The sequence below is a fragment of the Pseudoalteromonas sp. S558 genome, from assembly GCF_005886635.1.
GTDB classification, from domain to species: Bacteria; Pseudomonadota; Gammaproteobacteria; order Enterobacterales; family Alteromonadaceae; genus Pseudoalteromonas; species Pseudoalteromonas aliena.
Map to the genome: position 1 here is coordinate 15,411 of NZ_PNDU01000113.1, position 12,601 is coordinate 28,011.

A 12,601-nucleotide genomic window follows, 5' to 3' on the forward strand; every position below is an offset into this window, starting at 1 on the left:
ATTGGAGTATATAATGAAAAAAAATAATGGTTTTAGCTTAATGGAGCTAATGATTGTACTAATTATTTTAGGCTTATTAGGTTCATTGATTGCCCCGAAATTATTTTCTAAAGTGAGTTCTTCTAAAATTAAAACAGCAATAGCACAAATGCAAATGTTTGAAACTGCGATTGATACATACCGACTAGACACTGGGACTGTACCATCAACATTAGAAGCTCTTAGAAAAAGTGACTCACCTAGCTGGGATGGCCCATATTTACCAAAAGATATTCCTTTAGATCCTTGGGGTAAAGTATATATTTATAAAGTACCTGGCGATAATGACTCGCTCTATACAATAATGAGTTATGGTCTTGACGGTCAACCAGGTGGCACAGACGAAAGTTCGGATATTATCCATAAATGATCGATTTAGCGCAGTTATTGGTATCAGAGTTTAAAATAACTCAAGGTGATTTAGACAAAGCCAAGTTATATCAAAGTAAATACGATGGCCGTTTAGAGCAGATTTTAGTTAACATGGGGTGTTTAACTGAAGACGATTTAGCACCTTTATATAGTAAACTACTTGGTTATTCTCTATTTGAACCGCAAAACCATCCTAATTGGAGCATACCTGAAAATGCTACTTTAGACGTCATGCTGCGCTTAAAATCACTCAATTGTTTATTGGTAGAGATTACTGATACTAGTTGGTCTTTGGCATGTAAAGATCCGCTTTCTTTAGAACTTGCCCAGTACGTACAGCAACTTAATATATCGGTAAATATTTTTGTTGCTAGCGAAGCCCAACTGCAAAGCTTTTTTTATGAAATACAAAGTAATTCAGAAAGTAATATAGACGACGATGAACTAACAGGTGATGAGGAAGCAAGATTACGAGAGCTTGCATCAGAAGCGCCTACAGTAAACTTACTTAATTCATTAATAACTAAAGCACTAGCAAGGGGAGCATCTGACATGCATTTAGAACCTCATGCTGGGCGTTTTAGAGTCCGTTATCGTATTGACGGCGTATTGCACGAAGTTGAAAAACTTGCACCTAAAATGCAGTTACCAATAACAACGCGTTTAAAAATACTATCAGGAATGGACATAGCTGAAAAGCGCCGTCCGCAGGATGGGAAAATAGAAATGCGTATAGCAAACCAAGAGTTAGATATACGTGTATCAGCTTTACCTCTTAATGATGGTGAAAGCATTGTGTTGCGATTTTTATTGAAAGAGTCAATACGTTACGATATGTCAGTGCTTGGGTTGTCGGCTGATACACAAAGCTTAATACAACAAGATTTAGTTAAAACAACGGGTGTAATTTTATTAACAGGTCCAACAGGTTCCGGTAAAACTACAACCTTGTATACATTTTTAAATGAACTAAATCGCCCTGATGTAAAAATAATTACCTTAGAAGATCCTGTCGAGTATCAACTAGAAGGTGTAAACCAAGTACAGGTAAATACAGACATAGGTTTCGACTTTGCAGCAGGCCTGCGTTCTATTGTCCGTCAAGACCCAGATATAATCATGGTTGGCGAAATCCGAGACGCCGAAACCGCACGAATAGCTCTACAGTCGGCATTAACAGGCCATTTAGTATTTAGTACAGTACATACTAACGATGCAGCTAGTGCTTACACTCGTTTGCTTGATTTAGGGGTTGAAGAGTTTTTACTTAATGCGGCATTAGTGTCTGTTGTGGCGCAGCGTTTGGCAAGGCGTTTATGCCATCATTGTTCAAAGCCGGCCGATGATATTGAAGAGTTACTAACTCGATATCCATTACAACAAGTAGCTAAAAACTCAGGTATTATTGAACTCAATATTCAACAAGCAGTGGGTTGTGAACAATGTAATGGTTCAGGTTTTAAAGGGCGAATAGCTATAAATGAATATTTGCGTTGTGATGATGTTATTAAACAAATACCAAAAAATGATCAGTTTATTACAAAAGCGCAGGCTCATAACGAAAGCTTAAAGCGTAGAAATTTAATGCAAGATGGCCTTTATAAAGTTATTACAGGTGTAACGACTATAGATGAAGTACTTAGAGTTGCAGGCTAATGGAATTCGAGTATAAAGCAATTGATGCTCATGGGGCGCGTCACCAAGGTGCAATTACTGCGCAAAGTAAAGCCCAAGCGCAAAAAAAACTATTTGAAGAAGGGCTCAATGCGCTTTCAATAACGCCTATAGCAAAAGAAAATAGTTTAGCGGGTTTATTTGGGCAAAAGGTAAGCCTCGATCAGTTAGAGTTTTTTACCAGCGAACTTGCATTATTACTCGAAAGTGGGATTCGAGTTGACCGTGGTATTGATATAATAAAACAAGCTAATGCACACCCCGCACTCAGTCGTTTATTAAGTCAAATATCATCGGCCTTAAAAAAAGGCTCCTCATTAAGCGAAGCCTTTGGTGAGCACGAGTTATTATTTGGCCCTCTTTATATAAGTTTATTAAAAATAGGCGAAAATTCTGGTAACTTACCCGAAGTACTTAATCGTTTATCTAGTGACTTGAAGTTTCAAAAAGACTTACGAACGCAAATCAGTACGGCACTTACTTATCCAAGCGTAATATTTTTTGTATGTATAATGGCCGTATATTTTGTACTAACGTTCATTGTTCCCAAAATGTCAGGTATTTTCACTGATTTAAGCCAAGCACCTTGGTATACGCAAATGATTATCAATGTAAGTAATTTTTTTGTTGATTATCAATTGCTGATAATTGGTGGGCTAGTTACAGGTATTATTACTTTAGTGTATGGACTAAAAAAGCCAGCAGTAAAAAATTGGTTTTATATTAAGGTATCGCATTTACCCGGAGTCGGGAAAATAATACTTACAGCCGAACGTATTCGTTTTGCACAGTCAATGGCTATGATGTTAGAAGCTGGTTTGCAACTAGATACAACCTTAGATCTAACAGCGAATACATTAAAACACCCAGAGTTAAGGCGCGATGCAAAGTTAGCGTTAAAGCAGCTTAAGTCGGGTAAACAGCTAAGCCAAGTGTTAGCTAAAACACGTATATTTCCCGATTTTTTCTTATCAATAATAAAAGTGGGTGAAGAAACAGGGCGCTTACCCCGTGTATTTACCGAAATAGCAAACCGCAGTAAAGACGACCTTGAAAGCGTAATCAAAAAGTTTACCACCTTGCTCGAGCCCATAATGCTTATATTTATGGGGGGCTTTGTTGGCGGCATAGTTATTACTATGTTAATGAGTATGGTATCGATAAACGATGTTCCGTTTTAATAAGCAGCGCGGGTTCTCGCTTATAGAACTTATGGTTGTAATGGCTATAATGGCTATTTTAATGGGATTAACAGGTGGTGTAATTATGAAAAGCGTTACGCAACAAAGTCGTTTGGTTGAACTGGAAAAAACACAACATTACTTTAAGCTACTCAGCTATAAATCTTACTACAGTGGTTATCCAATAACGGTTGTTGCGGATAAAAATACTCTCACAGTAACTGAAAATGAAAAAGTCACACAGATCTTGTATGAAGAATTAGAATTTGTTGAAACAACATTTAATATTCAAACAACGTCGGTTATTTTACCCGATGAATTCAAAGTAGTATGGAATGGCAATAACCGTGAATTTAAAATCAATACAATGTTTAAACCATATGAAGAGCAATAAAGGTTTTACGCTTATTGAGGTATTAATTGCAGCAATAATTTTATTTTCTGCATTAGCGCTTATTAGCGATATATTTAAAAGTGCGATGCTATCGTCAAATAAAACGGTGGCGAGTGCTAAATATAATCAAGTTACCCCATCAGCTATTACAGCAATAAAAACCAACTTACGGACAGCGGTAAAAGCTAAAAACATCACTGCAGTTGAAGGTAATGTAATACTTTTTGATATTGATTATCAATGGCAAGCAAATCGGATTGTTTTTAACAGCCAGCCAGTGGGTGAGTTTGATGATTTTGCACAGCGCAACCGCTTTTCTATATACAAAGTAGACGTTACAGCCAAATTTGATAACAGAGAACGACAGTTTTCGTTTGAGGTAGCGACATGGTAAATACCAAACAAAAAAATAATGGTTTTACATTAATAGAGTTGTTACTCGCAACCAGCTTACTAATGGTAGTGCTATTTGCAGGCTATTATGGTTACAGTTTATATATGCAAAAGTGGCAAAAGCGAACCCAGTTTTTTTGGCAGCAAAGCCAACAAACACTTAGCTTTGACGTGCTTTCTCGTGTTTTTGAGTCAACGTTTCCTTATATTGTTAATTCAGATAAAAATGAGCCAGCTCAATACTTTTCAGGGGATCAAGAACGCATTATATTTATTTCTGATTCGCCATTATTTAGTAATGAAACTGCTGTTGTAGAGCTTAAAGTCTTACAGAAAAATGGGTATTATTCACTTGTTTATAATGAAGCCCCTATGAGCGAAAGTCTACTGTTACAGCAGTCTGACACAATTACATGGCAGCAACAGGTCGTATTAATTGATAATCTACAAAGCATTTCGTTTGAATATTTTGGTTGGAAAAACCTAGATGAAGTATTAAGCAACTATGCAAAAGACGAAGAAGACGATGAGTCAGTTGTTTTAGCAAAACCACAGTTTTACCAAAAACATATAATGGAAGATCGTCGTATACTACCCATAAATATCAATATAAATATGGTTGCTGAAAATGGGGAGGAAAGTCATTTTCCGGTTGCATTACCAGAAGAAGCATATTCAATATTAGTGGATTACTTAAGGATTGAAGTGTAATGCATTTTCAACGTGGTATAGCATTAATACAGGTGCTAATTATTTCCTTTATTTTAAGTATGCTGGGTTTGTATATTATGCAAACCACGCGCGATCAAATAAAAACCACTTATACAATTCAAAATGCAATGAACTTAAGGCTGCAACTTGAAACAGCAGAAGCAAGAGTCATAAATGCACTGTTGAGCGAGTTTAAACTTAAAAATAAAGACAGTGAAAACAAAGTTGCATCGCAGTGGAGCTTTTATTATGAGCCATTTGAGTTAGATAATGTACAAGTTCAAATACAGGATTTAAATGGCCTTATAAGTTTAAACTCAACCGACAAGCAACTACTGTATGACGCACTTACAGCATTAGAAGTAGAAAGTGAAGATATAAACGAATTTGTAGATTCACTTGCTGACTGGAAAGATGAGGATAATTTAAAGCGCCGAAATGGTGCTGAGCGTAACCATTATGAGGTTCTAGCAAAGCCAGGTCCGCGAAATGGTTATATTCAATCAACTGCTGAGGTTGGTTATATAAACAAAAGCGAAATTTTAACTAAAAAACAATGGGGCAAATACTTTACAGTAGAACCTGTAACAGGGTTTAACCCATCTTTAGCGCCAGAACTAATTTTAAAATCGTATGTAAAGGATGATACAAAAGTAGCTAAATTAATTGAGCTACGCGATAATGAGCAGCTTACTAAACACTCCTTTTACGATATAGTACCCGATGATACGGGAGAGTTTATTAATTTTTTGTCTGGTAGTACATACCACATTAAATTAACCGCTAAAATGCAAGATCAAAAAGTGACTAAAAAGTTTACAATAAAACTAAGAGCACGCTCTATAACTCGTCCAGTAGTTATAACAAATGTTATGTGGAATATAGATGAAAATTAATGACTTAATTCAAATGATTAAAAGTAAAAAGTGGTTGCGTAATCACATAGGTTACTTCCATGAAGACTTATTTGATTTGAGCGACAATGGTTTTGAATCGAATAATAACGCAAAAAAAGTGATTATAGTTTCACGTAAATACTATCAAGAGAGCTGGGCAACGTATCCATCTATAAACTTAAAAGAGCTAAAAGAGCTACTAAAGTTACAAAAAGATATTAGTAATGCTGATATACAATTGCAAACTTACCATAAAAATAAGCAGCAAGAAGGGTTTGATGTAAAAACTATAAGCTTTAATAAGCAAGTAACAGAACGCTTTAAAAATTGCGCATTAATTCCTGAAACTGAGTTGTTAGCTCATTATTTTTTAAACGAGCGAACAGTCGCAGAGGTAATAACTCCTGCAGGTACTTTATTTTTTACATACGTAGATGGCAAAACGCAAAGTGCTTATAATCAAGGATTAATGTCGTCAGTTGAGCGTTTTATTTTAAGTATAGGGGTAGCTCATACCGCAAGTATAAAAAACATCACAATCGATCAGTATGCACTATTGCTTTGGAATACGCTGCAACGCCTTCCTGTATCTAAATTTCATAAAGTAGCGGCATTTGACTTAGCCACTACCCTTAATTACAAAGTATTACATAGCTTATACTTAGCACCGCTTGCTTGCGCCACATTGTTTATTTGTGTTGTCTACGGGTATTATGCGTATACGGCAAGCGCGCTTGAACAAGAACTATCTGGTTATCAAAGTGGAGTAAATGAGCTTTTAACTAAGAAGCAAAATATAGATATAGCTAAGCAATATGTTGACCAAGTAACTAACGAATTTAAAGCATACCCGCGCGTACATAGCGATTGGGATATTGCATATAAAGCCATTTCGGAAGGTATGGCTGTTCAACAATTTTCAGGTAAACAGCATGATATTAAAATACGTGGGTTCGCTGGCTCTGCCTCTAAAGTTTTAACCGAAATAAGTAATTTGCCACAACTTAAAAACGCTCAGTTTAATGGCCCTCTACGCAAATCAGGAGAAAGAGATTACTTTATTATGGAACTAAGCGTGGTAGAAAAAAATGAAGAGTGATTTATTAAAATATAAGCATTACATTATCATTTTAGTCGCACTGGCTTTTGTAAACTCTGTTTTAGATCCTTTGTGGGTTAGCATTACAGAACTTCAGCAAAAGGTTTATTTAAATGAAGTTAAAGTACAAAAAGTAACAAATGTAATAGCTGCAAAAGATGAGATAGACAAACAGTATGGTTTACTTTCAATACGCACATTGCAGTTGCAACCATATTTGTTTCCGGCAAGCACTGAAGCCGAGTTTAAACTCAGTGCGCAAGGCAAAGTAGAAAGTATACTTGCAGATGCACAGTGCAGCGTTGAGCGTATAGGCTGGAAGGCTCGCAGTAATATAGAACAATCCCTTGTTCGTTGGACATTAGAAGCACGCTACCGTGGTAACCCTAACTGTGCTCTAATGGCAAGTAGAGGTTTTGAAAGCGCGCAGCCGCTAATTAGAATAGATAGTTACTCTTATGGGGGCAAGGAAGTGTCGGGAAATAAAAACAACCAAATGGTTATTGCTTTAACCTTAGTGATGTGGCAAAACGCAAAAGAGGTTGCTTTATGAAATGGTTAGCTGCTTTTTTTTCGCTAATAACGGTACTTATGTTATTTAATTCTTTGCCGCAAAGTAATGTTATAAATTCAGAATCTAAAAATGAATTTTCAGCTCCAAGTAAAATAATGCCTTTAAAAAAAGTACCCGAATTAAAAGCTGAAAAAGACTGGCTTGCATATACAAAACAGCCCGAAAAAGCTGAGGTACCAACTCCAAAGGTTGAGCTCAAGCCTAAAAAACCGCCTTATCCAACACTAACAATTGGCGATAAAAACTATCAGTTGTTAGGTATATTTAAACAAAATCAGCAGCCTTTTATTTTAGTTAAAGGTGCTAACACCGATTTGGTTAAACTTAAAGAAGGAGACGAGTTTTCTGAGGGCATAACCCTACAGAAAATAACAACGTCTGCCGTTATAATTCTTCAAGGTGAAACAACCATTAAATTTAAACTTTTTGAACGTAGTGATCATGGCTAAAAAAACTTATAAATTAACAATAACTGCATGCCTAATTATTAGCATGACGGGTTGCGCATCGCTTATAAAACCCGCTTCAAATGTGCAAGCTGAGAGAGTGAAGGTTGCACCTTCATTTTTAGATAAGCCACAACCTGAAGAAAAAGAAGTGATTGCTCAAAAGTCTCAAAAAACCGAGATGTTTGGTAAAACGCAAAGGCTAAATAGCATAGCAAACTCGCAAAAAGGGTTAACGCTTGAGCTCGATTTATCAAAAGATTTTTCTAATGATGCACAGTTTCAGGTTTCGGTAAATGCATTACCTCTTAATGACTTTATTCACTATGTTTTTGGCGAACTTTTAAATGTGTCTTACTTACTTGAGGCAAGTGTTAAGACAAATACCACTCCAATAACATTAAACTTAAAAGAACAAATTAGCGCCAAAGAGTTGTTTTCTTTGGTGCAACAAATATTGTCGCAGAATGCTGTGAATATAGCTAAAAACGACAATATTTTTTACTTACACTCATCAGGCTCAAATGCTAAAACAGACAAAGCATTTGGCTTCGGGCGCAATGAAAGCGCTGTACCAAATGTATCTGGTGAAATAGTACAGTTAGTACCTATTCAGTATGATATGAAGTCAGGGTTGCGTGGTGTTATAAATCAATTGGTTGATGCAAACTCAAGTTACGACAGAGCCCAAGGTTTATTAACCGTTGTAGGTAAGCGTGAGCAGGTCATAAGAGCACTTTCTCTTGTTAGTTTGCTTGACAGCCCCTCAGTTTACAATAAAGCAACAGCCTTAATTAGTTTTGATTATTTAAATTCAGAAACATTTATTACCAAAGTGACCGAAATTTTAGCACAAGAGGGAATTAGTGTAGCTGATAGCGGACCTTACGCGGCAAGCTTGAAATTTGTACCATTAGAGCACTTAGGTAAAGTGGTAGTATTTGCAAGTAGCGATGCAATAATTGACCGTGTATCTTACTGGCGCAAGCAGCTAGACAAACCCGCCGCAGGAGCTGAACAAAGTTTTTATATTTACCATCCTCGATATGCTCGCGCCTCTGATTTAGGTGAAAGCCTAGCGCCATTACTAGGAGGGAGCTTTAGTAGTAAAAGTAAAAAAAATAGCACGCAAAATACGGCAACGTCATCTGCAAGTACGCCTAGAACCCAATCCGGCAGTAATGCAAATAGTGTACAAACGGTAGAGGGTGACAACATGCGCTTAGTGGTAGATGAGCGCGCCAATGCTCTGATATTTTATTCAACAGGGCAGTATTACCAAGAACTACAACCTATTATTCGCCAGCTTGATGTAATGGTTAAGCAGGTTATGATGGAAGTAGTAATAGCTGAAGTTAAACTAACGGGGAGCTTTTCAAAAGGAGTGCAATACGCTCTACAAAGTGGCGCGGCAACCGAGCGTACCGAAAATGTTAGCTTTAACACCGCAGGTAAAGGCGCGTTTAGCTATTCTATTGTGGGCTTGCCTGGCAATATAAGTGTAAATTTATCGCAAAGTGATGGTTTAGTTAATGTACTTTCGCGGCCTACTTTGTTGGTGCGTGATGGTGTGTCAGCTAGTATAAGTGTTGGCGATAATATACCAACTATTGGTAGTACCACATCAGATCCTATAAGTGGCGAACGCCAAACAACGACTATAGAGTACCGTAAAACAGGGGTTGATTTAACCGTAACACCTACAATAAACGCCCAAGGCACAGTTATTATGACTATTGCACAAAATATATCAAACGTGTCGGATACAAGTGGTGCGTCAGATAATCCATCGTTTTTTGAGCGTACATTGAATACCGAAGTGGTAGCGGGTGATGGACAAACCGTAATGCTAGGGGGCCTAATTAGTGAAAATAAATCTAATGGCGCATCGTCTGTGCCATTTTTTGGCTCACTTCCCGTATTAGGGCATTTGTTTAGAAGCGACAGTAGCTCAAGTGATAAAACAGAGCTGGTAATATTAGTAACACCAAAAATAGTACAAAATACTGATGATTGGCAGCGTGTAAAACAGAGTTTTATAAAAGGGCTCGAAAACCTTACTTTTTAATAAACATAGGCCAATTTAATTGTGTTTTTTAGCTAAAAATCAAAATAATAGCTTGAATATTTACCTATAACAGTCTATTTTAGACACGTTCAGTAAAAGTGACGTTAACGTGTTTAAAAAAAAGCTGTAAAACTAACTATAACTGTACGTAATGTTTATAAGTAATGAATAAATTAATTAAGTAATTGCACTGTAATAAAAATGCCTTACTCATGTATTAAAATTACCATTAAACTTTTACCAAACTGATAGCTAAGCGAAGTTATTTTTCGTTTAGTTACAATTTAAAACTTGGGTGGCTGTTAGTAGTATGTAATAATTACTATCAGTTTATTATGCACGCGGCAAATAATAGCTTGTTAAATGTACACTTTGTGCATTTTGTAGTTAAATGCTTGACATGCGTTATATAACCCCTTAAATTTGCATTGATCTGACAAACCTCCAGTCAGAACAATAAAAAATCTTGATATGTTGACTTCATTAACAACATGTCAGTTTCATGAAACTAGGAGAATGGAAATAATGAAACTATTCAAAAAAGCACTACTAGCTACAGCTGTATTTGGTGCAATGGGCGCGCAAGCTGCTACTATCAATAACGATAAATTCCAACTTTCAGCTGAAGGTGTTGCTTTAGAAGTACCAGCAGTTGCAAGCGACGTTTATTTTGATATTAAAGTACTTAAAGACCATGCATCTGGTTCATTCATCACTTTAACTTTTGATGACAACGTAGATATTACTGCTATTGAAGCAGCTGCAGACGGTTCTGTAACACAGGTTGTTAGTTCTGGTGAATCACAAAGTGGTGACGTATACTTTGACTACGGTACTGGTAGCTTTACATTTGACGATGTAACAGTAACACAAGCTGATAAAACTAAAGGCATTCCTGCTTCTATCAGCTTTAACGTTAACTTAGGTAACCCGTTAACAGCTAACTCAGCTTTCCGTCTTAGACTTGCTGACGATACTACTTCTACAACACCACTTGCTAAGATTTTAGGTGCATCAACACTTCAATACAAATCAACTGTTAGCAAAACAGATGCAACTGTTATTGAAACTGGTTCTGCTGTAATTTCTGAAGAAGTTTCACAGTTCAGCTTTGCAGTTGGCACTGAATTAGATGGTTTAATCAAACGTGATAAAGCAACTAAATTTGTTGGTGTAAACGATACTGATGTTGATACAGACACTCTAGTTTATACTTTCACAAACGATGAGTCTTTAGGTTTAGCGCTACGTAACGTAGATGCAATCATCCGTTTTGATGGTAACTTTAAAGGTGTAACTGAAGCAGCTGTACTAGGTACAAACACTGCTGATGCTCTTACTGTAACTCAATCTGCTGCATCTACAGATGATATTGCAGTAGTATCTTCAACTGGTGCTACTCCAACAGCAATCGCAGTTACTGATGAGTACACTTACGGTGATACAGCTGCTGTAACTCCAGCTGCTGTTGGTGTTAAAGAGACTTACACTGAAACATTCATCTTCTCTAACGATGGTGACTCAACTACTTCTATCCCAGTAACTGGTGATGTAGAAGCGTCAGTAGTGATTACTTCTGCTTCAACTCTTCAAACTGGTGGTTCAGCAGTTTCAGTAGGTGCTAACGGTTACACTGTAACAAGTAAAGTACCAGCTGGTGAGTGGGAAGTTGATGCAACTATTATTAACATTCCTTACCTACCAATTAACGCTACAAATACAAGTACATTTATCCACTTTGCAAACGAAACTGACAAAGAAGTTGATGTAATTGTAACTGCTATCGATAACCGTGGTAACGAGTACGGTCCAATGAACCTTGGTTATAAGCTTCCTGCAAACACTGTTAAGAAGTTTTCTCAAACTGATATGGACACGTTCTTTAGCCTTAATGGCGTATCTACAAAGCTAAGCGTTACATTTAACGTTGATGCCGACAAGCATGAAGTTTCAGCTTACGCAGTAAGCCAAAACGACAAAGGTCGTACAGAAGTTTCTACTTCACAACAACGTGGCAACTAATATTAGTTAGTTAACACCTTGTAAAAACCCGGCCTAGGCCGGGTTTTTTGTATTTATGAATAGGTTATTTTTTATAGGCGAAATTATGAAATTAAAACACTCTCTTATATTTATCGCTTTATTAAGCACCACCACCGTATACGCAACCCCCGTAGGCGCCAATCTTGCTGACGCAAAAGAAGCCAGCGCGAATAACGCCTGCAAATTTGATATTAAATTTTTATCTGACCCAAAACAAAAACAACAGTTACTTAACGTAGCCCCAAATGTTGATTTAAAACTTAAACAGTTTATAGCGACTAAAGTGGTTAAAGGAGCGAGAGTTGCTAGTAACGTAATGTGCCAGCAACTAATAGGGCAGCAATACACAGGCTCTCAGCAAGAATGGCAAGGCTTTATTAATAACGCTCTCCAAGGCTTACTAAACGGTGGCTTTAAAGATTTGAAATTCACCAAAGTAGGCAGTAATGACGCGGCTTATAAAGGCACGTTTGATAATATGGAATACATATTTACAGGCGACAATAGTGGTAACAAACAAGTAATTTATAACCTAACCGTACTTGATAAACCAAATAATCAAGTGATTACGTTATCGGTAAGCGGTAACGAAAAAGTAACCCAAGAAATACAAAACGAATACCAACGCTTGGTTAATTCATTTAGCTTGTAATTACGATTCTTTGAGGCTACTTTTCCCCATCACGTACACCGTAGGCGCTAAGCTTGCTG

At 36.9% G+C, this 12,601-nt stretch carries 13 protein-coding genes; all 13 read left to right on the forward strand.

Annotated features, from left to right (window positions below):
- The first annotated feature begins 13 nt into the window (after positions 1–13).
- The 13 genes from gspG (at position 14) to CWB66_RS09105 (ending at position 12,542) form a co-directional block, all read left to right on the forward strand.
- The gene (gene gspG / locus CWB66_RS09045) at positions 14–409 is read left to right on the forward strand and encodes a type II secretion system major pseudopilin GspG (RefSeq protein ID WP_077536114.1); all 396 of its coding nucleotides are present in this window, start codon (positions 14–16) and stop codon (positions 407–409) included.
- Entirely contained in the window at positions 406–2,067 is a 1,662-nt protein-coding gene (locus CWB66_RS09050; RefSeq protein ID WP_138585125.1) for a GspE/PulE family protein, read from the forward strand. Before gspG ends, CWB66_RS09050 begins: the two co-directional genes overlap by 4 nt.
- A complete protein-coding gene (locus tag CWB66_RS09055; protein WP_077536110.1) occupies positions 2,067–3,266 on the forward strand; it encodes a type II secretion system F family protein in 1,200 nt (399 codons plus the stop codon). Before CWB66_RS09050 ends, CWB66_RS09055 begins: the two co-directional genes overlap by 1 nt.
- Entirely contained in the window at positions 3,253–3,660 is a 408-nt protein-coding gene (locus tag CWB66_RS09060; RefSeq protein WP_138585126.1) for a type II secretion system protein, read from the forward strand. The genes CWB66_RS09055 and CWB66_RS09060 overlap by 14 nt, the downstream gene beginning before the upstream one ends.
- Positions 3,647–4,054 (forward strand): type IV pilus modification PilV family protein, encoded by a 408-nt coding sequence (locus CWB66_RS09065; protein ID WP_171037481.1) that lies wholly within the window; start codon positions 3,647–3,649, stop codon positions 4,052–4,054. The genes CWB66_RS09060 and CWB66_RS09065 overlap by 14 nt, the downstream gene beginning before the upstream one ends.
- Entirely contained in the window at positions 4,048–4,764 is a 717-nt protein-coding gene (locus tag CWB66_RS09070; RefSeq protein WP_138585128.1) for a prepilin-type N-terminal cleavage/methylation domain-containing protein, read from the forward strand. Before CWB66_RS09065 ends, CWB66_RS09070 begins: the two co-directional genes overlap by 7 nt.
- Entirely contained in the window at positions 4,764–5,660 is an 897-nt protein-coding gene (locus CWB66_RS09075) for a type II secretion system minor pseudopilin (RefSeq protein WP_138585129.1), read from the forward strand. Before CWB66_RS09070 ends, CWB66_RS09075 begins: the two co-directional genes overlap by 1 nt.
- Positions 5,650–6,759: a hypothetical protein gene (locus tag CWB66_RS09080; RefSeq protein WP_138585130.1), complete on the forward strand. Its 1,110-nt coding sequence runs from the start codon at positions 5,650–5,652 to the stop codon at positions 6,757–6,759. The genes CWB66_RS09075 and CWB66_RS09080 overlap by 11 nt, the downstream gene beginning before the upstream one ends.
- Positions 6,749–7,312: a hypothetical protein gene (locus tag CWB66_RS09085; RefSeq protein ID WP_138585131.1), complete on the forward strand. Its 564-nt coding sequence runs from the start codon at positions 6,749–6,751 to the stop codon at positions 7,310–7,312. Before CWB66_RS09080 ends, CWB66_RS09085 begins: the two co-directional genes overlap by 11 nt.
- On the forward strand, positions 7,309–7,782 hold the full coding sequence (locus CWB66_RS09090) for a hypothetical protein (RefSeq protein ID WP_138585132.1): 474 nt from the start codon (positions 7,309–7,311) through the stop codon (positions 7,780–7,782). Before CWB66_RS09085 ends, CWB66_RS09090 begins: the two co-directional genes overlap by 4 nt.
- Complete coding sequence (locus CWB66_RS09095) at positions 7,775–9,847, forward strand: secretin GspD/PilQ domain-containing protein (RefSeq protein ID WP_138585133.1); 2,073 nt, start codon at positions 7,775–7,777, stop codon at positions 9,845–9,847. The genes CWB66_RS09090 and CWB66_RS09095 overlap by 8 nt, the downstream gene beginning before the upstream one ends.
- Positions 9,848–10,372: 525 nt before the next feature.
- The gene (locus CWB66_RS09100; RefSeq protein WP_138585134.1) at positions 10,373–11,869 is read left to right on the forward strand and encodes a Slr4 family S-layer protein; all 1,497 of its coding nucleotides are present in this window, start codon (positions 10,373–10,375) and stop codon (positions 11,867–11,869) included.
- A gap of 85 nt (positions 11,870–11,954) precedes the next feature.
- Entirely contained in the window at positions 11,955–12,542 is a 588-nt protein-coding gene (locus CWB66_RS09105; RefSeq protein WP_138585135.1) for a hypothetical protein, read from the forward strand.
- The last annotated feature ends 59 nt before the right edge of the window (positions 12,543–12,601 follow it).

What these genes read in the sequence shown, in the direction of transcription:
- gspG (WP_077536114.1), top strand. Translation starts at nt 14, where the DNA reads ATGAAAAAAAATAATGGTTTTAGCTTAATGGAGCTAATGATTGTACTA.
- CWB66_RS09050 (WP_138585125.1), top strand. Translation starts at nt 406, where the DNA reads ATGATCGATTTAGCGCAGTTATTGGTATCAGAGTTTAAAATAACTCAA.
- CWB66_RS09055 (WP_077536110.1), top strand. Translation starts at nt 2,067, where the DNA reads ATGGAATTCGAGTATAAAGCAATTGATGCTCATGGGGCGCGTCACCAA.
- CWB66_RS09060 (WP_138585126.1), top strand. Translation starts at nt 3,253, where the DNA reads ATGTTCCGTTTTAATAAGCAGCGCGGGTTCTCGCTTATAGAACTTATG.
- CWB66_RS09065 (WP_171037481.1), top strand. Translation starts at nt 3,647, where the DNA reads ATGAAGAGCAATAAAGGTTTTACGCTTATTGAGGTATTAATTGCAGCA.
- CWB66_RS09070 (WP_138585128.1), top strand. Translation starts at nt 4,048, where the DNA reads ATGGTAAATACCAAACAAAAAAATAATGGTTTTACATTAATAGAGTTG.
- CWB66_RS09075 (WP_138585129.1), top strand. Translation starts at nt 4,764, where the DNA reads ATGCATTTTCAACGTGGTATAGCATTAATACAGGTGCTAATTATTTCC.
- CWB66_RS09080 (WP_138585130.1), top strand. Translation starts at nt 5,650, where the DNA reads ATGAAAATTAATGACTTAATTCAAATGATTAAAAGTAAAAAGTGGTTG.
- CWB66_RS09085 (WP_138585131.1), top strand. Translation starts at nt 6,749, where the DNA reads ATGAAGAGTGATTTATTAAAATATAAGCATTACATTATCATTTTAGTC.
- CWB66_RS09090 (WP_138585132.1), top strand. Translation starts at nt 7,309, where the DNA reads ATGAAATGGTTAGCTGCTTTTTTTTCGCTAATAACGGTACTTATGTTA.
- CWB66_RS09095 (WP_138585133.1), top strand. Translation starts at nt 7,775, where the DNA reads ATGGCTAAAAAAACTTATAAATTAACAATAACTGCATGCCTAATTATT.
- CWB66_RS09100 (WP_138585134.1), top strand. Translation starts at nt 10,373, where the DNA reads ATGAAACTATTCAAAAAAGCACTACTAGCTACAGCTGTATTTGGTGCA.
- CWB66_RS09105 (WP_138585135.1), top strand. Translation starts at nt 11,955, where the DNA reads ATGAAATTAAAACACTCTCTTATATTTATCGCTTTATTAAGCACCACC.